Origin of the sequence: Brackiella oedipodis DSM 13743 (genome assembly GCF_000621025.1) — a bacterium.
In the GTDB taxonomy this organism is placed as follows: Bacteria; Pseudomonadota; Gammaproteobacteria; order Burkholderiales; family Burkholderiaceae_B; genus Oligella; species Oligella oedipodis.
This window is the reverse complement of sequence record NZ_JHZJ01000009.1, coordinates 210190-232596: the sequence shown is the minus strand read 5'-3', so window position 1 is coordinate 232596 and position 22407 is coordinate 210190. Positions and strand designations below refer to the sequence as shown.

Genomic DNA, 22407 nt, shown 5'->3' with positions numbered 1-22407 from the left:
GAGGCTCTGAATTAAACACGAAATACGTAGCTACTGTTAAAATGATCCGATATTTTAGCCTTAATCTTGAGGCCATAGCTCTTGGCTAGTACTCATTATATATTTTTCTTTATGCAAACGTCTCTACCACAAGATTCACGTGTGACAGCACTGCAACAATGGTTGCAACCTCTGCAAACTAAGTACGACTTACACCTTAACACACTTAGCACCGCTTCGGCTGACGCTAGTTTTCGGCGTTATTTTAGATTGCAAGCCGGTAATCGCAGTTTGATTGTTATGGACGCACCCGCGCCTCAAGAAGATGTGGCTACTTTTGTGCACATTGATCATTTACTAGCCGCCAGTGCCGTCAATGTCCCCCAAATCCTTGAACAAGATGTAGATCAGGGCTTTCTATTGCTTAATGACTTGGGAGACATGACTTACTACGCCCGCCTCCAACAAGCCATCAGTCATCAAGAATTACAAAAGCTCTATAGAGAGGCGATCGACGCCCTCGTGCATATGCAACAAGCTGATGCCTCTTCGCTAGGCCACTATGATGCTGAGCGTATGCGCTCAGAACTAGATTTATTTGAAACCTGGTATGTGCAACAACATTGCCAGGAGCAACTGAGTGAAGCTGAACAAAAATCGCTATATGCCTTGTACGACCAATTAGTGACAGAGATCAGCCAAGAAGCCACAGTATTTATGCATCGTGATTTCCATTCACCCAATCTTATGATTTATGAGGGACCCGAGGGCAATAATCCAGCTGTCATAGACTTTCAAGATGCGCTGCAAGGGCCCATCAGCTACGATATTGTGTCTTTAATTATGGATGCCCGTACCACTTGGCAAGAGGCTCAACAACTCGACTGGGCGATTCGTTATTGGCAAAAAGCCAAACAAGCCGGTTTACCGATTCCAGAGGATTTTGCGGTTTTTCATGCACAATATGAACGCATGAGCCTGCAACGCAATTTACGGATTTTGGGTGTGTTTGCGCGGCTTGCCATCCGCGACCATAAGCCGCATTATCTGGCTCATATGCCGCGAGTCCAAAAATACGTACGCCAAGTCATTCAGCGCTATCAGCGCTATGCGCCGCTCCTCAAAATCTTTAATCGTCTCGAAAACGTGCAAACTACTAGCGGGTATACCTTTTAATGAAAGCCATGATTCTTGCTGCGGGTCGCGGCTCCCGCCTGCGACCCTTGACCGACACTACGCCCAAACCTCTTATCGAAGTGGCCGGCAAACCCTTAATCGTGCATCATATCGAGCGTTTAGTGCAGGCCTCAATCACAGAAATTGTCATTAACTTGGCTTGGTTGGGCCCCCAAATTCGTGATTATCTGCAAGATGGTGCCGCGTGGGGCGCACAGATCCAATACTCTGACGAAAAGCAACTTGGCCTTGAAACCGCGGGTGGTATTGCTAAAGCACTGCCGCTGTTGGGCCAGGCGCCTTTTTTGGTGATCAACGCCGATATTTGGTGTGACTGGTCTCCCCAGCAAGCCCAGCAACGTATTGCGGATTTTACAGCCAACTCTCTGCTGGCTTATTTGTGGTTGGTCGATAACCCTGCTCACCATCCGCAAGGCGATTTTGTGCTCAATGCCGATGGTCGCCTAGAAAATTCCAGTGCAAGCCAGACAGGGCTCACATACTCCGGCATTGGCATCTATAATCATAAGTTATTTACTCATATCGTCCCGAATACCTCTAGCCCCTTGGCGCCTGTACTGCGCCAGGCGATCGCGCAAGGTTTGGTAGCCGGCGAGCACTTTCAGGGACAGTGGTTTGATATTGGCACCCCAGAGCGGCTGCAACATATCAATCAATTATTGCAACACCAACATTAACAAGGATAATCTATGTTCCGCTCAAGAAAGAATGTCTTTAAACCTTCTGTTTACGGATCTAGCACGCGCCCACGCCGTGGCTTGCCACGCTGGGTCGTCATTCTTTTTACGGGTATTATTATCGGTGCCGTCGGCTACTGGTTCGTACGCACCAATTATGGTCCACCAACCATCTCTGTCCAAGAATCCCGCGAACTCAATGACGAGGTCAACAGCCTTAGCCAAGAGCGTCAAAGCCTCAAAGCCCAAGTCGATGATTTACAACAAAAATTAGGGGCCAATGAAGGGCAACAAAACTCAATCACCAATCAGCTCGCCCAAAAAGACGAGAAAATTAAACAATTGCAAACTAAGCTTGATATGGTGATGCAGGCCATTCCAGCCGATCCTAGCGGTGCGCCAGCGAGTGTCCGTGGCGCTGAACTTAAAGGCATTATGGGTCACCTTGACTATCAATTCTTAGTCATGAAAAAAAACGCAGACGCCCCAGATATCAATGCCGTCATCGAAATTGAAATTCAGGGTCGCTACAAAAACGGTCGCCTCGGTTATGCCCACCTTCAAGCCATCGATACGGTCGTTGGCAATTTCACGCAGGTCAAGGGGGGGCAGGATTTAGAACATGACACGCTTACACCGACCAAAGCCAGTGTCAGATTACGCGACAAAGATAGCCGCAAGATTTTAAGTCAAGCCTCTTACACTGTCGAAAAAGCGGCTGTACCTGAACCTCTCCAATAAGCGCCCACGCTTCACTGATATTTTTATTTAGATTTGTTTTATATGAGTACGTCTAGTACAAGCCCTGTGGCTTCTAATTTTTTACGCAATATTATTGAGCACGATCTTAAGTCAGGTCGACTCGAACAAAAACATTGGTCCGGCACGCCTGGACCGGCCGCCGTGCAAGCCAATGCACCTCTAGATCCCGCTCGCATTCGCACTCGCTTTCCGCCCGAACCGAATGGCTATTTACATTTAGGTCATGCCAAAAGTATTTGCATTAACTTTGGTCTTGCCCAAGATTACGAAGGCACCTGCCATTTGCGTTTCGATGATACCAATCCCGAAAAAGAAGAAGCCGAATACGTCAATTCGATTATTGATGCGGTCAAATGGTTGGGTTTTGATTGGCATGAAGGTGACAAAGAAAACCTTTTTTTCGCCAGTGATTACTTTGATTACATGTACGAGTTTGCGCATGCCCTGATCGATGCTGGTCTAGCTTATGTGGATGAGCAAACCCCCGAACAAATTCGTAGCAATCGCGGCACGCTGACGGCACCCGGCGTCAATTCCCCTTACCGAGACCGCCCAATTGCCGAATCCAAAGATCTCTTCCAGCGCATGCGCACGGGTGAATTTGCTGACGGTAGCTTATGCTTGCGAGCCAAGGTCGATATGGCGTCGCCCAATATTAATATGCGAGATCCTGTGATTTACCGCATTCGTCATGCTGAGCATCATCGCACCGGCACACAATGGCCGATTTATCCCATGTACACCTTTGCTCATCCCATCGAAGATGCCCTCGAAGGTATTACGCATAGTATTTGTACCCTGGAGTTTGAAGATCAACGCCCTTTCTATAACTGGCTCTTAGAGCATCTACAAGCATTGGGTAAATTACTCAAGCCCCTGCCACATCAGCATGAATTTTCGCGCTTAAATATGACGTATATTGTGACCAGCAAGCGTAAGCTGTTGCAATTAGTCAAAGAACAATATGTCAATGGCTGGGATGATCCGCGCTTACCGACACTTTCTGGTCTGCGTCGACGCGGTTACACACCCGAGGCCATTCGTCTCTTTTGTGAGCGTCTAGGCGTCTCTAAATCCGAAAGTCGTATCGATTTTAGTCTATTAGAACAAGCGCTCCGAGATTGTTTGGATCCTGTTGTCGATCGCAGTGTGGCCATTCTTGACCCGATCAAATTAATCATTAGTAATTATCCCGAAGGTCAAAGCGAAATGTGTCATGCCCCTAAGCATCCACACCATCCAGAGCAAGGCCAACGAGAATTCCCATTTAGTCGTGAATTGTGGATCGAACGCGACGACTTTATGGAAGACCCTCCCAAAAAATACTTCCGCTTATTCCCTGGCAATACGGTACGCCTCAAATACGCCTATGTGGTACGTTGCACCGGTTTTGAGAAGGATGCCGATGGCAAGGTCACCACAGTGTATGCCGAGTATTTGCCCGATACCAAAAGCGGTACTCCTGGATCCAGTAGTGTTAAAGTAAAAGGCAATATCACCTGGATTAATGCGGCCGATGCGCAGGCGGTGACCATCAATCTATATGACCGCTTGTTTACCGATCCAATCCCTGATGCCGGTGACAAAAACTACCTGGACGCTATTAACCCTCAATCACTTCAACAAGTTCAAGCGTTGATCGAGCCAGGTACCACTTTCGAACCAGGCCAACAGTGGCAGTTCGAACGCTTAGGCTATTTTATTGTCGATCCCGACTCTACGTCTGAGCACATCATTATTAACCGTAGTACAACCATGCGTGATACTTGGGTGAAAAAGTGAGTAAATTAGATTTTGCTGTGACTGAGTTCAAAGGTGGCTCCATTTACACCTTACGTTTAATTCTCAAAAATCCCGATATGACGGCGATTATTGAGTCACTCAACGAAAAATTCCTACATACCGGTAGCTTGTTGCAAGATGAAGCCGTCATTATCGATGCTCAACAGCTCGAGTGCAACGAATTCGACTGGGCCAGCCTCATTGAGTTCCTCGAAAAACGCTCCTTACATGTGATCGGTGTATCTGCTCATGGCCCCCTCTTAGAGCAAGCTAAACGTTTAGGTTTACGTCTAATCGACCCTGACAACCTACCTAATCGCCAAGCGCCAGAACCTACGCCTACCCAAGAACCCGTACCCATGGCGGCTAAACCTAAAGTCGCGCCAGAGCCTGTACAACACGCTAACCCAACCATGGTACTGCGCCGCCAATTGCGTTCAGGACAACGGGTGTATGCTCGTAATGCTGACCTAATCGTCATGGGTTCGGTCAGTCCCGGTGCCGAAGTCATCGCTGATGGCAATATCCATATTTATGGCACCTTACGAGGTCGTGCCATTGCCGGCGCACGCGGCGATACCTCAGCACGTATTTTTACTATGCGCTTAGATGCTGAGCTAGTGGCCATCGCTGGTATTTATCAATTAATAGATGCAGACTTCACCCCAGAAGTACTCAATAAAGAAGTCATGATTGAGTTAGATAATGAGTCTCTCATCTTCAAAAAAATCTCGGAACTCATTTAAAAAACGCCCCATTTCGGGTTAAGATAAACAGATATTTTTAACGAGGATTTTTGTTTTATGGCACGTATTATTGTTGTAACTTCTGGTAAGGGTGGCGTTGGTAAAACCACAAGTAGTGCAAGTTTTGCAAGTGGTCTAGCGATGCGTGGTCACAAAACCGCCGTCATCGATTTTGATGTCGGTTTACGTAATCTTGATCTGGTCATGGGTTGTGAGCGTCGAGTGGTGTATGACTTTATTAATGTCATCCAGGGCGAAGCGTCTCTTAATCAGGCCCTCATCAAAGACAAGCAAATCGATAATCTCTTTATTTTGCCGGCTTCGCAAACCCGCGACAAAGATGCACTCACCCTAGAAGGTGTCGAAAAAGCCTTTCAGGAACTCGACAAGATGGGCTTTGAGTACATTGTTTGTGACTCGCCTGCTGGCATAGAAACTGGTGCTCTGATGGCTGCTTATTTTGCGGACGATGCATTGGTCGTGACCAACCCAGAAGTCTCTTCTGTACGCGACTCCGATCGTATTCTCGGTATTTTATCGTCCAAGTCCAAACGTGCCAAAGAAGGCGGTGAGCCCATCAAAGAATTTTTAATCATCACGCGCTACAACCCTAAACGTGTCGATGCTGGCGAGATGCTCTCGTGCCAAGATATTGTCGATACCCTCAAGATCCCTCTTATTGGGGTGGTGCCAGAATCTGAACACGTCCTCGAGGCCTCCAATAACGGTATTCCTGTCATTCATGACAGCAAATCAGATGCGGCGCAAGCTTATTCCGATATCGTGGCCCGTTATTTAGGCGAGGATCTACCAATTCGTTTTACAGATATCCAAAAACAAGGCTTTTTCAAACGTATTTTTGGAGGTAAGTAATGTCTTTTCTTAAAAACCTCTTAGGCAAGAAAGAACGCAGTACCTCTGCCCAAAAAGCCAAAGAACGCCTGAATTTAGCCCTGTGGCATGATGGCAAGGATCGCAGTATTGATTTTTTGCCTGCTCTCCAAAAAGATCTGCTTGCAGTCATTTCTAAATACATAGAAATTGATCCTAACGACATCCAAGTTGGCATGGACAATATTGATTCATACGAAGTGCTGCAAGTCAAAATCGAAATGGATCCCGACAAGGTCAAGGCTGCCAAACAAAAATCGCAAGCCGCAAAATAAATCTTTCCACCAAACCAAAACGGCTTTGAGCTATGCTCAAAGCCGTTTTGCTGTCTCGAGACGCTATAAAGCGTCCCCTGGCGATCCTTATTTACCGAGTTGGTTACCTAATAGACCACCTGCGATCGCACCACCAGCTGTACCCAGACCGCTACCATCGCTCAGCGCTGCACCGGCAGCACCACCAATGGCCGCACCACCCACGGTGTATTGACCACGACGATCTAAACCACAAGCGGCCACACTGAGAACAAGGGCCAATATAGCGAAAATTTGTGCAAATTTTTTCATAGTCGTTTCCTCGTTTTTATCCGTCTATTCCATTCTAATGGAAATTACCGATTTCTGTTACCTAAAACAAGCCTAATTTTATTTTAGGGCTTTGTAGCGGATCCGTTTAGGTTGCATGGCCTCTTGCCCCAAACGGGCGCGTTTATCCTCTTCGTACTCTTGATAATTCCCCTCAAAAAATACGACTTGAGAATCCCCTTCAAAAGCTAAAATATGCGTGGCAATGCGATCCAAGAACCAGCGATCGTGGCTGATCACCAAGACCGTACCAGCAAATTCTAACAAAGCATTTTCTAGGGCGCGTAAGGTTTCGACATCCAGGTCATTGGAGGGCTCGTCCAGTAATAGCACATTACCGCCTGACAATAAGGTTTTGGCTAAATGTAAGCGACCACGTTCACCTCCTGACAAGTTAGCGACTTGCTTATTTTGGTCTGAACCCTTGAAATTAAAACGACCCAAATAAGCGCGCGCTGGCATTTCAAAACGACCCACATTGAGAATATCGGCACCATCGCTAATCGCTTCAAACACCGTTTTATTATCGGGTAAGGCATCGCGAGATTGATCCACAAAGGAAATATTGACCGTTTTGCCCAAACTGACCTCGCCACTGTCAGGCTTTTGTTCACCGGTAATCATACGGAACAAGGTCGATTTACCAGCACCATTAGGACCAATAATACCGACGATTGCACCCGCTGGAATCTTGCAGTTTAAATCCTCGATTAATAGGCGATCACCAAAGGCCTTAGAGACGTGTTTGAATTCGATCACTTCTTGCCCTAAACGTTCCGCCACCGGAATAAAAATTTCTTGGGTTTCATTGCGTTTTTGGTATTCATGAGAAGACAGTTCCTCAAAGCGAGCCAAGCGGGCTTTGGATTTTGCACGGCGTCCCTTTGGATTTTGGCGTACCCATTCTAATTCCTTTTGGATTGTGCGCTGACGTGCTGACTCCTGAGCTTCTTCTTGTTGCAAACGTTGTTCTTTTTGTTCGAGCCAAGAACTATAGTTACCCTTCCAAGGAATACCATGGCCACGATCAAGCTCTAGAATCCATTCGGCCGCATTATCAAGAAAGTAACGATCATGAGTCACTGCCACCACAGTACCTGGGAATTTTTGTAAAAAGATCTCTAACCACTCTACACTTTCGGCATCGAGGTGGTTGGTCGGCTCATCCAGTAATAACATGTCAGGCTTGGAAAGCAATAAACGACACAGAGCCACTCGGCGTTTTTCACCCCCTGAAAGCTTAGCGACCTCGGCCTCCCAAGGCGGTAAACGTAAGGCATCGGCGGCAATTTCCATTTGCGTTTCTATGTCATCACTGCCACTGGAGGCGGCGGCCGAGATAATCGCTTCTAATTCGGCCTGCTCAGCGGCCAAGGCATCAAAGTCCGCATCGGCTTCGGCGTATTCGGCATAGACCTCATTGAGGCGTTGTTTGGCCCTAAAGACTTCGCCTAACCCTTCTTCTACGGCTTGACGCACAGTGTGCTCGGGATTAAGTTGTGGCTCCTGCGGTAAATAACCGATGTTAAGACCAGGCATAGGGATGGCTTCACCTTCAATCTCTTTATCGAGACCCGCCATGATTTTGAGCAGGGTGGATTTACCGGCCCCATTTAAACCCAAGACACCGATTTTGGCGCCAGGGAAAAAAGACAATGAAATATCGCGTAAGATCTGACGTTTGGGTGGTACGATTTTGCCGACCCGATTCATGGTATAGACGTATTGAGCCATAATTTCCAAAAATTCAGTTTGATAATATAAAATGTAAATATCTCTATTGTAGTCAATCAAACAATCGTTAGGGCAAGCCAAGCGGATTTTTGCTATCTCTACTGTATTTACAGGTCCGGTCGCCCGCTTGCTGCAACGATTATTCATCGTATACGCTATGACGCACAACACCACAGAATCTGTATTATTCGCGACTTTTTCCCAAAATGAACTCAATTTACTAGCCGACACGGCCGATGCGCTAACCGCATGGACCGGTCAAGCTGTCATTTGTAGTATTTTGGATTTACCCAATGGTGGCCCGCAATGTGCGGTATTTGCCATGGTCGCCGGCAAAGACGAAGAGATTGCTGAAGACCAAGAAATTGTCCTAGGCGGTGAGGTCTCAAAAGTGCTAGGCAATGCGGGCGGCGTGACCGAAATCCACAAGACGCCCTATTTATGCAAAATTCTCTGGTCAGTGGTGGTCGCACATGACCAAGAGCGTTTCCTGAAATTCGATGCCAACGGCGAGATTATTGATCATGCCGAGGACCTTGAAGAAATTCTGCCATTTTCGTTTAATGATATTGATCCCGCCGATCTCGAAGAGGATGAGGTGAGCGATGATGTCCGCTACTTAGCGAGTCGCTTTGACTCAGAAGATGCGCTGGATGACTTCTTAGATCATCATGAGGTTAAGCGCCCACGCAAACCTACTCTGCACTAAGCGTAGGCCAATCTTGGATCAAGCCTCATTTAGCCGTCTTATTGTCTAGGCAGTACAGAATATAAGCAAAGGGATAGGTGAGGCACACCATAAAGCGCGCAAAAAAGCCTTTTAGACGTGCCAGTTCAGGCAAAGGCGTCTGACCCATATGCAATTTAAAACGACTATAACGCACAGCGGCCTTGAAAAATTCACTGGGTCGACGCAAAAACCAAGTCTTACATTCCACCAATGTATCACGCGCTAATAGTACATATCCCATGGCAAAGCGCCGAGGATCTTGCTTACCTGCTTGACTGAGTGAATCATGAGACGTATCTTGCGCTTGAGTCTCATGATAAATACGGTAGACGACATTCACAAAACGCGTCTTGAAGCCATGTCGTGCAATCTTGCGCCAAATTAAGCTCTCTGGCACAAAACCGTCAATATTAGGATAGGGAAATTTGCGCAATACGGCGGCATTCAAACAGCCAAACTTCTCGCCTGCTGGATGATACCTAAAATACATCTCAAGACTGGTCATATCTTGGCGATTTTGGGGATATTTATCACCGATAATTTGTCCGCTTGGACTGGCACATAACCCAGTGATAGAGATATAACTAGCATGGTGCCGCTCTGGAATTTGGTTCCACTCCTGCCACAGCTGCGATAAGGCGTTAGGCGTGAGCTCGTCATCACTATCAAGAATCACGATTAATTGCCCTTGGGCATTAGCCACCCCATTATTGACAGCGATTTTTTTGTGTTGGTTTTGTTGCCAAATATAGCGAATCGGGAGTTTTTTTTCGTTAATCCAGTCGGTGACCAGTTGATTGGTATGATCAGTGGAACCATCATCGATGATTAACCATTCAAAATCTGCAAAATCCTGCTTTTGCAAACTCTGATAAACACGCTCTAGCGTGTGAGCGCGATTATAGGTTGGGGTTAGTACAGTAAACCCATAGACATTAGGTAAATTCAAAATGTAGCCTTAGGTTTAGGATGTTATAAATTATATTTATGTACTAAACCAAGTCATACAAATTCGAGTGAAGCGTCTAAGCAGATTTGGTCTAGCTGACTGAACATCGATAATGATCTTAATCATCTTACTATAGTCAGACGCTAGAAAGAGCGTTAGAGCACATTATGTCTCTAAAAGCCAACAAAAAACCGATGCTCGTCGGCTGATGAGGTATATAAACCACAGTCGTCTGCATCGGTTTGTAAAATGCTAACAGTAAGTAGCCGCAATTGAATAGACCTTATGTGAACTATTACGACCTATTACGAGCTTAGCCGCTACTTAAATGTGTAGTGAGCTTATTTAAATCTGCTTATATACTTATATAAATAGGCTTCTTTAAATACACTTATAAATTTAACGATCTTAAACGCGTTTAACTTTTTCTAGCATTTTGAAAACGCCTTTTGGTGAATTCACAAATAAGCGTTTAAGAGATTTACCCAAACAGCGACGCTCTAGGGTGTTACGACGATTGCGTTTGATTTCTGCCATTGCTAAGACTCCTTTTTATCTTAATTCTGTCAATCTGTCATTCTCTGTCATTCTTTATGACCCATGATCCCTTGAGCCCATGACCACATGACCGATTTTTACTTTACATTACTTCAAGTGCACTCATCTAAATGCCCAAATAAGTAATGACTAAAACCAATCATTATAATACATCCATAAGCCACTATGCACGATTCAATCGCTTTTATAGCACAAGTGTCTGTTTTATTTAACATTTGCTAAGTCACCTCCATCCTGCTGACTTGAATTACCGCGTTTCAGCTTCATATACTCAACATCTTCGCCGCGCAGGTCCAGCACCTGCCGTCACCGCGCTTATGCAGATTCATGCAGATTCATTATGTCTAATCAAATCAAAATTTTTAACGCTCACCAAAACAACCTAAAACATTTGGATGTTAGCTTTAATACGGCTGAGATTACGGTCATCACGGGTGTCTCCGGCTCGGGAAAAAGTTCGCTAGCCTTTGACACCTTATACGCCGAAGGGCAGCGCAAATACGTAGAGACCTTTTCACCCTATGCACGGCAGTTTTTGGATCGTATGGATAAGCCGCAGGTCGACAAAATCGAGGGGGTGTTGCCTGCGATTGCGATTGACCAAACGAATCCCGTACGTACCTCACGCAGTACTGTGGGGACGATGACTGAACTCAATGACCACATTAAACTGCTGTTCGCTCATTCTGCGCGTCTTTTTTGTCAAGAATGCGCTCAAGAGGTCAAAGAAGACAGTGTTAGCAGCATTCAGCAGGCCTTAGTCACTATTGATCAGCAGCATCCCGACAGCCGTTTGGTGCTGACTTTCCCGATTTCTGTGCCAGGAAATTTTAGTGAAGAAGAGATTCTGAGCTTTTTGCAACAACAAGGATATACACGTATCCAAGACAAGGAATTGATCACCGTCCGTAAAGCGACGAGCAAAAAAACCACTACAGAACGGCGACAACGTATTTATGTCATCCAAGATCGTTTCCGTTATGCCTCTGCAGAGAGTTCACGTGTAAGCGAAGCCATCGAAGCCTGTCTTAAGCATGGTCAGGGTCATTGTCGGGTGTATGTGCTCGATAAGGAAAAACAGGTAGTGGCTAATTATAAATTTAGTCAGCACTTACACTGTGCCACTTGTGATATTGACTATCAGCTACCCATTGCTAATTTATTTTCTTATAACTCACCTGTCGGCGCCTGTGAAGAATGTCGCGGCTTTGGCCGCAGCATGGGTATTGATTATGGTTTGGTGGTACCAAATGAAGCATTGGATCTAGAAGAAGGGGCGATTAAACCGTTTCAGACACCGACTTATATGGAGTGTCAAGAAGAACTCCTGAAATACGCCAAGAAACACAAGGTGCGCGTCGATACGCCGTGGCGTGACCTGACGGAGGCCGAAAAACACTGGGTCATTCATGGCGATCCAGATTTTGGCAGTCAAGCTAAACCCTGGAAACAACAATGGTATGGTGTCGCTCGCTTTTTTGAGTTTTTAGAGCGCAAATCCTACAAAATGCATGTCCGCATCATGCTCTCCAAATACCGTAGCTACAGTATTTGTCCAGTATGTCACGGTTCGCGTCTAAAACCCCAAGGCAATTTATGGCGTCTGGGTCAAGGACAACTCCATGATTATGCTGAGGGTCGCTATCCTCGCTTTATGCCGGTGCACGCCAAATGGTCGCGCCAAACACTGAACCAATTGCCTGGCTTATCAATGTTTGACCTCATGACCTTACCCATCAGTCATGTACGGGAATTTTTTGCTAGCCCTGCACTTGACCGTAGTACTGACAAAGCGAATGAATTAGTGCTCACCGAGATCCGTCACCGTCTTAAATTCCTCTGTGATGTTGGTCTTGGCTACCTCAATCTTGATCGCCAGAGTCGTACCCTATCGGGCGGTGAGGTGCAACGCATTAATCTCACTACGGCCTTAGGCACCTCTCTGGTCAATACCTTGTTTGTCTTGGATGAACCGTCTATCGGTCTTCATCCACACGATATGGAAAGCATTATTACGGTCATGCAACGTCTGCGTAATGCAGGCAATACCCTAGTCGTTGTTGAACATGATCCACAAGTCATGGTGGCGGCAGATCGTATATTAGAAATCGGTCCAGGTCCTGGTGAAAAAGGCGGCGACATCGTTTTTGATGGCAGTGCAGCGCAACTACGCCAAGCCAATACACTCACTGGGCAATACCTCAGCGCCCAAAAGCAGGTGCAAGCACCTATGCCTACGGCTGTCAGCGCCAAGACTCCGCGTCTACTATTGGAGGGCGTACAAGCGCATAATCTCAAAAACTGTGATGTGGCGTTTCCACTCAATCGTTTAGTCTGTGTCACAGGTGTCTCTGGCTCAGGCAAATCTACGCTGATTCAAGATGTGCTCTACCCTGCTTTGCTCAAGCATTTTGGAAAACCCACCGAAGCCCCAGGTCCTTATCAGCATCTTTTGGGGGCAGAACAGTTTGCAGACGTGGTCTTTGTCGATCAAAGCCCTATTGGTAAGACAGCACGTTCTAACCCGGCAAGTTATGTCGGCGCTTTCAATCCCATCCGCAAATTATTTGCTAACGCTCCGCTGAGTGTGGAGCGCGGTTACAAACCCGGTACCTTTAGTTTTAATAGTGGTAATGGTCGTTGTCCCGTCTGTGCAGGGACTGGGTTTGAACATGTTGAAATGCAGTTCCTCTCTGATGTATATCTGCGTTGTCCAGAATGCCAAGGCACACGTTTTCGTCAAGAGATTCGTGAGGTAAGGCTGGAGCATTTAGGGCGTAGCGCCAGTATCGATGAAGTTTTGGCGATGACTGTCAGCGAAGCTCTTGACTTCTTTAAAGGTCTGCGCGATGTGCAAACAGCGCTACAACCTTTACTGGATGTCGGTCTCGAATATGTCACCTTAGGCCAAGCCGTACCTACGCTCTCGGGTGGTGAAGCGCAACGTCTAAAACTCGCAGGCCATCTCGCAGAATCGGCGCGCAGCCGCGGTAAACGCCAAGCGATGCTGACCAAGGGCACGTTATTTTTGTTTGATGAGCCGACCACGGGCTTACATTTCGATGATATTGCTCGCCTCATGCAAGCCTTCCGTAAATTATTGGCGGCGGGGCATTCGCTCATTATCATTGAACATAATTTAGACCTCATTAAAGCCGCCGATTGGGTGATTGACCTGGGTCCGCATGGCGGTGAACAAGGTGGCCAGGTCATCGCACAATGTAGCCCTGAGCAGCTCAAAACCGTAGCGGACTCTCTGACCGGTCAAGCCTTATTGCAATATGATCAAGATATTGTGACAGCATCAGGCGGTGCCTTACAAGATCAGACCCAAGAAAGTACGGCTTATCTGGCGACGACTCTTCGTAAGCCTTCGATTGAGATTCTCAATGCCGCAGAAAATAATCTCAAAAATATCCAGGTAGAAATTCCACGAGATACCTTTACTGTGATTACGGGGGTATCTGGCTCTGGGAAATCGACCTTAGCGTTTGATATTTTGTTTAACGAAGGTCAACGCCGCTATCTAGAATCCCTGAATGCTTATGCGCGCTCTATCGTGCAACCCGCTGGCAAGCCCGATGTCGATGCAATTTATGGTATCCCGCCAACGGTAGCGATTGAGCAGCGCACCAGTCGAGGCGGCCATAAATCGACTGTCGGCACCATGACCGAGATACATCATTTTCTGCGTTTGCTATACGTGAAGTTAGGTACGCAATTTTGTCCGGATTGTCATGTCCCCGTAGAGCCGCAAAGTCCAGAACAAATTATGGCTTATATTTTGCATCACTATAAAGGTCAAGAGGTGCAAATTTTGGCGCCGTTAATTACGGCACGTAAAGGCTATTACACGGATTTAGCGAGCTGGGCCAAAAACAAAGGCTATGATTATCTCAGAGTTGATGGCGAGATGATAGCCGTCGACCCATGGCCACGTTTAGATCGTTATCAAGAGCATAATATTCAATTGCCGGTCGCACAACTACAGATTGACGCGAAGCATGAGCACGATTTATTTAAGGCCATCACAGCAGCGGTGCATTATGGTCAAGGCTTACTCATGGTGCTTAACCCAGCCGCGCAGATTCAGCATTTTTCGACCAAACGCGCCTGCCCGTCTTGTGCACGTAGCTTCCCAGAGCCTGATCCACGCTTGTTTTCTTACAACTCCAAGCATGGCTGGTGCCCTAGCTGCTTTGGTACAGGTCTTAATATCAAAGGTTTTGATGAGGAACAAAGCGGAGAAGAAAAACAATGGCAGCAAGAGGATGAAGATACGCCATTAGAGACTTGCAGCCGTTGTCACGGCAGCCGCTTAAACGAGGTCGCACGAGCCGTGTATTGGCATGAAAAGCCGATTACAGAGATTTCTGCCATGACCATTGCAGAGGTTGCGAGCTTTTTTAGAAAAATAAAACTCAGTCCGCGCGAGCGTGAAATTGCCCGTGATATTTTGCAAGAAATCAATAGCCGCACAGCGTTCATGCAAGAAGTTGGCTTAGATTACTTAAATCTAGATCGCTCGGCGCCCACACTATCTGGTGGCGAGGCGCAACGCATTCGCTTAGCGGCACAATTAGGCTCTAATCTGCAAGGTGTTTGCTATGTCCTCGATGAACCGACCATTGGTTTACACCCACGCGACAACCGTATTCTCCTTAATGCCTTAAGCCGCCTCGAACACAATGGTAATACCTTGGTAGTGGTTGAGCATGATGAAGACACTATCCGCAAGGCTCAGCATATTATTGATATTGGCCCTGGGGCGGGTAGTCGCGGGGGGACCGTGGTGGCGCAAGGCACTTATGAAGATATTGTGAATAACCCCGATTCGGTCACTGGCCGTTATTTAGCACAGGGCAATATGCATCCCTTGCAAGTACCACGCAAAACGCCGAAAAACCATCCCATGTTGCAGATTAAGGGGGCTCAGCTGCACAATTTGCAGAATGTCGACGTGGCGATTCCGCTGCAACGGCTTAGCGTCGTGACTGGCGTTTCCGGCTCGGGTAAATCTACTTTGGCGCGTGATGTCTTGCTCAAAAATCTCAAACACGCTTTGTCACAAAACGCTGAACCAGCAGCCATTCAGTGGCAGGGTTGTCAGAGTATTCAGCACTGGCAAAGCTTGGATCGGGTGCTGGAGGTTGATCAAACCCCGATTGGCAAAACCCCGCGCTCTTGTCCAGCCACTTATATTGGTTTTTGGGATGATGTGCGTAAACAATTCGCGCAAACTCGTGACGCTAAATTACAGGGTTGGAGTGCCAGTCGCTTCTCCTTTAATACGGGGGATGGCCGTTGCCCGATATGCGATGGTCAAGGCGTGAAGACCATAGAGATGAGTTTCTTACCAGATGTCAAAATCCCTTGTGAGGCCTGCCATGGTGCGCGCTTTAATCCTGACACCCTCATGGTCGAACTGCGCGGTAAAAATGTGACACAGGTCTTACAGATGGAGGTTGATGAGGCCTTGTCTTACTTCCAGGCGCACCCTAAGGTACATAGAGCCCTGAAACTCTTGCAAGATGTTGGTCTGGGCTATTTAACCTTGGGCCAACCTTCACCCACACTCTCTGGAGGTGAAGCGCAACGCATTAAGCTAGTCACCGAGCTTGTCAAAGCCCGTCTCGATGAGGGTGTGATGAGTACCGGTAGAGCCAGTCGTCGTCCACACACCCTGTATGTGCTAGATGAACCCACCGTGGGTTTATCCATGGCCGATGTTGAAAAACTCATTAAGGTCTTACATCGTTTAGTCGACGCAGGTAATACGGTAGTCGTGATTGAGCACAATCTAGACATCATGGCTGAAGCCGATTGGCTTGTGGATATGGGCCCTGAAGGCGGTGATGGCGGTGGGCGTCTAGTTGCCGCGGGTGATCCTGCGACGGTCATGAAAGCTAGAGCGCATTCTCACACCGGTCAAGTCTTGTACGAATTTATGCAAGCAGACAGCGTTACCCACTAGTGGCCGTGATCGCAGACCTTATTTGATTTGTAATTGCTCTATCACATAGGCTGCGGCGGCCAAGCCCATGCTTGCCGTCACCGTGACAATTGAGCCATAGCCTGCGCACGATAGACCTTGCGGCGCGCCCTGTACGCTCTGCCCTTGCGGCGCTTGTTGCCAATCAGGTTGTAAGGCTTTTTGGTTTAGCCAGATACATGGAACCCCCATTTTGGGAGGGCGTTTGAGTGCTTTCCCCTGCTTATCAGCGCCGCGCGCATAACCATATTGACGCCGTAGACGCTGGCGGATTTTGGCCAATAACGCATCATTTTGGACAGCGGCCATATCGGACAACTGGATGGCCAGCGGATTGGTTTTGCCACCCGCACCGCCACACATTAAGCACTTGATCCGCGTCTGGCGGCAAACTTGCAACATCGCGATCTTGGCCTCGGCCTGATCCGTACAATCTAAAACAAAATCTAGTGGCTGTTGAGTGATCAAACGCTGGGCATTATCGGGCTCGATAAAATCATCGATGGTGCGGATATCGAGTTCTGGGTTGATTTGTAATAGACGATCGGCCATGGCTTGAACTTTGGCCTGACCCAAGGTGCTACTAAGCGCATGGACCTGGCGGTTAATATTTGACTCTGCGATATGATCTAAATCCACCAAAATTAAGTGGCCAACACCGGATCGTGCCAAGGCTTCGACGGCCCAAGAACCAACACCGCCAATGCCCGCGACCATGACCGTACTCGTCGCTAAATCCTGATTAATACGGGCACCATACAAACGTTGTAAGCCGCCAAAACGTCGAGTCAAATCATAATCGGGCATGTCAAAAGGCTCCGTCCTGTACTATACTGGATAATTAGCTATTTATTTTTAAAGATTAATTTTAACAAGTTTATGGATAGTAACTACAAGCAACGCATGATTGAGCGGGTGCTAAATAATCAAGATAAATTTAGCGCCTGGAGCGATGAACAACGCGAGCAGTCTCTTACACAAGCCATCGCACATTTTGACGAACTCAAAGATGTTTGGGTATTTGGTTATGGTTCATTAATCTGGCGACCAGAGTTTGATTTTGAAGAATCCCATATTGCGACGCTGCAAGGGTATCGCCGTGATTTATGCCTGTGGTCCACCGTCAATCGTGGCACCCCAGACAATCCAGGTTTGGTCTTTGGCCTCATCGAAGGGGGGGAATGCCAAGGCAAAGTCTTTCGCCTTAGCAACCATAATCTATTGATGCAGCTGCGTAAATTATGGCAAAGAGAGCTTCCTAATAGCAGCTATATCGTCAAATGGTTGCCTTGCGAAACGGCCAAAGGCACGGTTCAGGCGTTGGCTTTTGTGATGGATCCGCACCCCGACAACTATGCTTTTATACCCAACCTAAGCGAAGAAGATACTATCGATATTGTGCTAAGTACTTCAGGGAGTCGCGGTCCATGTAGCGAATATGTGTTAGAAACTTCTGATGCCCTTGAAGCCGCCAATATTAAAGATGACAAACTTAAGCAATTAGCAGATAAAATCAAAGCTCGTTTGCAGCCATCCTAAAAATCACTTCGTTTATAATGAATTCATTTGAAGTCTTAGGGATGATATGACTGACTTAGCCAATATGCGGCAACGCTACAATAAGTTTGAGCTACTCGAGGCAGACGCCGATGCCAATCCTTTTCAACAATTTAGTGCATGGTTTCACGAAGCCACCCAAGTCAGTGGCATAGAAGCCAACGCCATGACGTTGGCGACGGTGAATGCCCAGCAACAACCCGAAGCTCGGATTGTCTTACTCAAGAGTTTTGATGACCAGGGGTTTGTGTTTTTTACAAATTATGAATCGCACAAGGGCCAAGCACTCAGTCAACACCCTTATGCCAGTTTGCTTTTTTTCTGGTATCAATTAGAACGTCAAGTCCGTATCAGTGGGCCCGTCAGTAAGATTTCAGAGGCTGAGTCAGACGCTTACTTCAAGACTCGCCCGCTCGACTCGCAATTAGGTGCCTGGGCCTCACCACAGAGCCATGTCACCACTCACGAAGCCTTAGAACAACAGCTTCAAGCCTTTCGCCAAAAATTCGGTGATGAAGTACCTCGTCCACCTCACTGGGGTGGTTTTCGTGTTCAGCCAGAGCGTTTTGAATTCTGGCAGGGTCGACCATCACGTCTACATGATCGCCTCATTTACACCAAAGACCAAGAGGACTGGCATATCTCGCGACTTGCTCCTTAACCTAAATCGCTATTGTTATGAATCAGCCGACTCCCCCTTTTGACGAATACCAGTTTCGCCAAGCCCTAGGCCGTTTTGCGACGGGTGTGGCGATTGTTACCACCCGTAATGACCAACAAGAACCGGTGGGGTTAACTATCAGCTCTTTTAATTCTGTTTCGCTTAACCCACCGCTTGTCTCATGGTGCTTGCGTTTGCAATCACGCAATATAAGGACCTTCAAAGAAGCTGAGTTCTACAATATTCACATTTTGGCTTGTGACCAAATCGAATTAGCACAACGTTTTGCCAAAGCCGCGCCTGCTGAGCGTTTTAAGCTGGTCGACTATAAACTCAATCGTGAAGGAGTGCCCTTACTCAAGCCCGAATACTGCGCCTCTTGGTTCGAATGCCAGACTCAACAACAACACGATGCGGGCGATCACGTGATTTTGATCGGTCGCGTCCTAGCCTGCCAACACACCAGTAAGCTGCCACTAGTTTTCCACGCTGGAACCTTTGATCTAACGCCCTCTGCCAACATCGATTATGGTAAATAATTGATCGATTGTGGGACAATATTGTGTGCTACAGGATGCGCTGCTGTACAGCGCTGCAATTTACTGTACACTTAAAGAGTTTTTACAAAAGACAGCTGCGCTCTCACTACAATAAAGCAGCACTTACAGACCCTAAAGGAGAATAACAATGGCAGAAAAAGTCAGCTTTCACTGGGACGATCCCCTCTTATTAGAACAACAACTCAGCGCCGATGAGCGTATGATTCGTGATGCGGCCAATGCGTATTGCCAAGATAAACTTGCTAGCCGCGTCCTCGAAGCCTTCCGGCACGAACAAACTGATCCCAGCATTTTTCAAGAAATGGGTGAACTCGGTTTACTAGGGATTACGATCCCCGAACAGTACGGTGGCAGTGGTCTAAACTACGTCTCCTATGGTCTAGTGGCTCGCGAGGTTGAACGGGTGGATTCAGGTTATCGTTCCATGATGAGTGTGCAATCCTCCTTAGTGATGGTGCCCATCCATGACTTTGGTTCCGAGGACCAAAAACAAAAATACCTCCCCAAACTTGCCAGTGGTGAATGGATTGGGTGCTTTGGCCTGACTGAGCCTAATCACGGTTCTGACCCTAACGGCATGGAAACTCGCGCTCGCAAAACCGATAATGGTTATGTTCTGAATGGCAACAAAATGTGGATTACCAATTCGCCAATCGCGCATGTGTTTGTGGTTTGGGCACGCGTGACTGGTGGCGAACACGATGGCAAAATCAAAGGCTTTATTCTAGAAAAAGACATGCCTGGTCTCTCAGCGCCAGCCATCAAGGGTAAAGTCGGCTTGCGTTCTTCCATTACTGGCGAAATTGTGATGGACAATGTCGAGGTCTCCGAAGCCCAAATGCTGCCGGGTGTCTCTGGTTTACGTGGTCCCTTCACTTGCTTAAATTCCGCGCGTTTTGGTATCGCTTGGGGGGCCTTGGGCGCCGCCGAAGCATGCTGGCACACGGCTCGTCAATACACCATCGATCGTAAGCAATTCGGGCGCCCACTCGCACAAAACCAATTAATTCAGAAAAAACTAGCCGACATGCAAACCGAAATCACGCTCGGTTTGCAAGGTTGTTTACGCTTGGGTCGCATGAAGGATGAAGGCACGGCGGCCGTAGAAATAACCTCCATCATGAAACGTAACTCTACCGGAAAAGCACTTGAAATTGCTCGCCTAGCTCGTGATATGCTAGGTGGTAACGGCATATCTGATGAGTTTGGCGTCGCCCGTCATCTCGTCAATCTCGAAGTTGTAAACACCTACGAAGGCACGCATGATATTCATGCACTGATATTAGGTCGTGCCCAAACGGGTCTACAAGCGTTTTATTAAACCCAAGCCGGCCTGTGCCGGCTTTTATTTTTTGTGAGGGCTTTTATGACAATGTCAGCCACCGAAACATCAAGCTACGATGTGATCCCTTATCCATCTTATTCCCACGAACATACGCATCCAGCCTTGTTGGCGGCCATTGCCGAAATGTTTAGTCTCAAAGCCCCAGACATCAAAAAAGCGCGGGTGCTAGAAATTGGCTGCGCCGATGGTGCCAACATCCTCCCCCTTGCCTATAACTATCCGAATCTAGAAATTGTCGGCATTGATTATTCCAAAAACCAAATCGAGCGCGCTCAAGCCCACGTCAAAACACTAGCCCTAGAGAAGCAAGCACACTTTATCCACGGTAGCATTGCTGATCTTGACGACTCGCATGGCCAGTTTGATTATATTCTCTGTCATGGCGTCTATAGCTGGGTTGACTCGCAGGTGCAAGACGCCATTCTGCAAAAATGCCAAGATTTACTCAAGCCAGAGGGTTTAGTTTATATTAGCTATAACACCTATCCTGGTTGGAAGTCTCTGGAGATTGCCCGCGATGCCATGCTGTTTCATACACGCCATCGCGCTGACGGTCCCGAAAAAATCGAGCAAGCACTCGCCATGGTCAAATATATTGGCCAACATACCCTTAAAAATACGCTATATAGTAAGAACGTCGCGCATTTGCTCAATGTTTTAGAGGGTAAAAACAAATCCTACATCGCTCACGAATACCTAGAAAAATACAATCAACCTTGTTATTTTTATGAATTTAGCGAGCGTGCCAAAAAACACCAATTGGTTTATCTGGCAGATGCGGAATTTTGTGCGAATTTTGGATCACACTTAGGCGCTGATATTTTTGAGACCTTGAGTAAAGTCAGTGGCAATGACCAGGTGACGTTTGAACAATACCTAGACTTTATTACGAACCGTACCTTTAGACGCTCTATCCTCATCAAGGCCGACAACGCCAAAAATATCCAGCGTACCCTACCCTTAGAAAATTTCACGAAAGTCAGTTTCTATATCGCCAAGCCATTCAAAAAAAGCGTCTCCAAAGAAGATCCCGACCTTTTCACCTTTAGCCAAGCAAATCATTTATATGTCCTCAACACTAAAGATGAGGCGTATATCGCTATCTTGGATTACTTAAATCAGCATAGATTTGAGTTTTTTGATTATGAGAGTTTGACTAAACAACTACGATCTCAAAAGATTGCAGATTTCTCTGAGGCCAAGGTGCTTAATCTGATTCGCATGATCATCGTCAATGGCCTAGCCACCATTTGGTCTAGCGCCGCCACCTTCAAAAAAAGCGTTGCTCGAGTTCCCGCTTACCCATGCATTGACCAAAAACTTATCAACTATCTCGAAGAGACAGGTACGGTCACCTCCCCCTTCCATCAAAATTTATTCTACAACTCACAAGTATTTAAGCAGGTGCTGCCACTGTTTGATGGCAAACACAATCAACAAAGCCTTATTAAGGAATGTGTGGATTTAGTAGAAAAAGGCAAACTCAACATGACCTACAAGGATGATACTAAGGTCACGGATAAGGATACGATCCAAGAGGAATGCAAAAAATTAGTCGAGCATATTTGTCAACTTTTATTCAGTGCCAACTTATTAATCAATCGCCCTCGCACTAAAACGCGTCGCAAAAAATCCTAAACATCTCTCCTATAAAAAAGATCTTGGTACATACCAAGATCTTTTTGGTGCTCAACGTCCGCCCG

The 22407-nt window shown here is 47.0% G+C and carries 19 protein-coding genes; 14 read left to right on the top strand and 5 right to left on the bottom strand.

The features are described 5' to 3' along the window. Positions 1–111: 111 nt before the first annotated feature. Genes Q335_RS0101080 through minE form a run of 7 tightly spaced genes read left to right on the top strand, consistent with a single transcriptional unit; the run spans position 112 to position 6309 of the window. Entirely contained in the window at positions 112–1155 is a 1044-nt protein-coding gene (locus Q335_RS0101080) for an aminoglycoside phosphotransferase family protein (RefSeq protein WP_028357044.1), read from the top strand. Beyond that, positions 1155–1853, top strand: a complete 699-nt coding sequence (gene murU / locus Q335_RS0101075; RefSeq protein WP_028357043.1) for an N-acetylmuramate alpha-1-phosphate uridylyltransferase MurU — start codon at positions 1155–1157, stop codon at positions 1851–1853. The genes Q335_RS0101080 and murU overlap by 1 nt, the downstream gene beginning before the upstream one ends. Before the next feature lie 12 nt (positions 1854–1865). Continuing rightward, positions 1866–2594: a hypothetical protein gene (locus Q335_RS0101070; protein WP_028357042.1), complete on the top strand. Its 729-nt coding sequence runs from the start codon at positions 1866–1868 to the stop codon at positions 2592–2594. A 42-nt stretch (positions 2595–2636) separates the two neighbouring features. Next, the gene (locus Q335_RS0101065; RefSeq protein ID WP_028357041.1) at positions 2637–4397 is read left to right on the top strand and encodes a glutamine--tRNA ligase/YqeY domain fusion protein; all 1761 of its coding nucleotides are present in this window, start codon (positions 2637–2639) and stop codon (positions 4395–4397) included. Beyond that, entirely contained in the window at positions 4394–5143 is a 750-nt protein-coding gene (minC, locus tag Q335_RS0101060; RefSeq protein ID WP_028357040.1) for a septum site-determining protein MinC, read from the top strand. The genes Q335_RS0101065 and minC overlap by 4 nt, the downstream gene beginning before the upstream one ends. A gap of 57 nt (positions 5144–5200) precedes the next feature. Continuing rightward, positions 5201–6016, top strand: coding sequence for a septum site-determining protein MinD (minD, locus tag Q335_RS0101055; protein ID WP_028357039.1), 816 nt, complete (start codon positions 5201–5203; stop codon positions 6014–6016). Further along, complete coding sequence (gene minE, locus Q335_RS0101050; protein ID WP_028357038.1) at positions 6016–6309, top strand: cell division topological specificity factor MinE; 294 nt, start codon at positions 6016–6018, stop codon at positions 6307–6309. Before minD ends, minE begins: the two co-directional genes overlap by 1 nt. Before the next feature lie 87 nt (positions 6310–6396). Here the strand turns inward: minE and Q335_RS0101045 are convergent, their stop codons facing one another. Beyond that, entirely contained in the window at positions 6397–6600 is a 204-nt protein-coding gene (locus Q335_RS0101045; protein WP_028357037.1) for a glycine zipper 2TM domain-containing protein, read from the bottom strand. A gap of 78 nt (positions 6601–6678) precedes the next feature. Then, positions 6679–8352, bottom strand: coding sequence for an energy-dependent translational throttle protein EttA (gene ettA, locus Q335_RS0101040; protein ID WP_028357036.1), 1674 nt, complete (start codon positions 8350–8352; stop codon positions 6679–6681). Between the two features lie 157 nt (positions 8353–8509). Here ettA and Q335_RS0101035 point away from each other — a divergent pair, with 157 nt between their 5' ends. Further along, positions 8510–9061, top strand: a complete 552-nt coding sequence (locus Q335_RS0101035; RefSeq protein WP_028357035.1) for a hypothetical protein — start codon at positions 8510–8512, stop codon at positions 9059–9061. A gap of 25 nt (positions 9062–9086) precedes the next feature. Here Q335_RS0101035 and Q335_RS0101030 read toward each other — a convergent pair whose 3' ends face one another. Both Q335_RS0101030 and Q335_RS10390 read right to left on the bottom strand, forming a co-directional pair. Continuing rightward, positions 9087–10031 carry a glycosyltransferase family 2 protein gene (locus Q335_RS0101030; RefSeq protein WP_156929866.1) on the bottom strand — a complete coding sequence of 315 codons (945 nt, stop codon included), beginning with the start codon at positions 10029–10031 and terminating at the stop codon, positions 9087–9089. Positions 10032–10439: 408 nt separating this feature from the next. Beyond that, on the bottom strand, positions 10440–10568 hold the full coding sequence (locus Q335_RS10390; RefSeq protein WP_281172880.1) for a hypothetical protein: 129 nt from the start codon (positions 10566–10568) through the stop codon (positions 10440–10442). Between the two features lie 361 nt (positions 10569–10929). Here Q335_RS10390 and uvrA point away from each other — a divergent pair, with 361 nt between their 5' ends. Then, positions 10930–16563, top strand: a complete 5634-nt coding sequence (uvrA, locus tag Q335_RS0101020; RefSeq protein WP_028357033.1) for an excinuclease ABC subunit UvrA — start codon at positions 10930–10932, stop codon at positions 16561–16563. Positions 16564–16581: 18 nt separating this feature from the next. Here the strand turns inward: uvrA and Q335_RS0101015 are convergent, their stop codons facing one another. Beyond that, positions 16582–17388, bottom strand: a complete 807-nt coding sequence (locus tag Q335_RS0101015) for a tRNA threonylcarbamoyladenosine dehydratase (protein ID WP_028357032.1) — start codon at positions 17386–17388, stop codon at positions 16582–16584. Positions 17389–17460: 72 nt separating this feature from the next. On the opposite strand from Q335_RS0101015, the gene Q335_RS0101010 reads away from it, so the two are divergent. The 5 genes from Q335_RS0101010 (at position 17461) to Q335_RS0100990 (ending at position 22342) form a co-directional block, all read left to right on the top strand. Then, positions 17461–18120, top strand: coding sequence for a gamma-glutamylcyclotransferase (locus Q335_RS0101010; RefSeq protein ID WP_028357031.1), 660 nt, complete (start codon positions 17461–17463; stop codon positions 18118–18120). Positions 18121–18166: 46 nt separating this feature from the next. Next, the gene (gene pdxH, locus Q335_RS0101005) at positions 18167–18799 is read left to right on the top strand and encodes a pyridoxamine 5'-phosphate oxidase (RefSeq protein WP_028357030.1); all 633 of its coding nucleotides are present in this window, start codon (positions 18167–18169) and stop codon (positions 18797–18799) included. A gap of 17 nt (positions 18800–18816) precedes the next feature. Continuing rightward, complete coding sequence (locus Q335_RS0101000; protein ID WP_028357029.1) at positions 18817–19338, top strand: flavin reductase family protein; 522 nt, start codon at positions 18817–18819, stop codon at positions 19336–19338. A gap of 148 nt (positions 19339–19486) precedes the next feature. Then, on the top strand, positions 19487–20680 hold the full coding sequence (locus tag Q335_RS0100995) for an acyl-CoA dehydrogenase (RefSeq protein WP_028357028.1): 1194 nt from the start codon (positions 19487–19489) through the stop codon (positions 20678–20680). A 45-nt stretch (positions 20681–20725) separates the two neighbouring features. Further along, on the top strand, positions 20726–22342 hold the full coding sequence (locus Q335_RS0100990) for a class I SAM-dependent methyltransferase (protein WP_084493487.1): 1617 nt from the start codon (positions 20726–20728) through the stop codon (positions 22340–22342). The last annotated feature ends 65 nt before the right edge of the window (positions 22343–22407 follow it).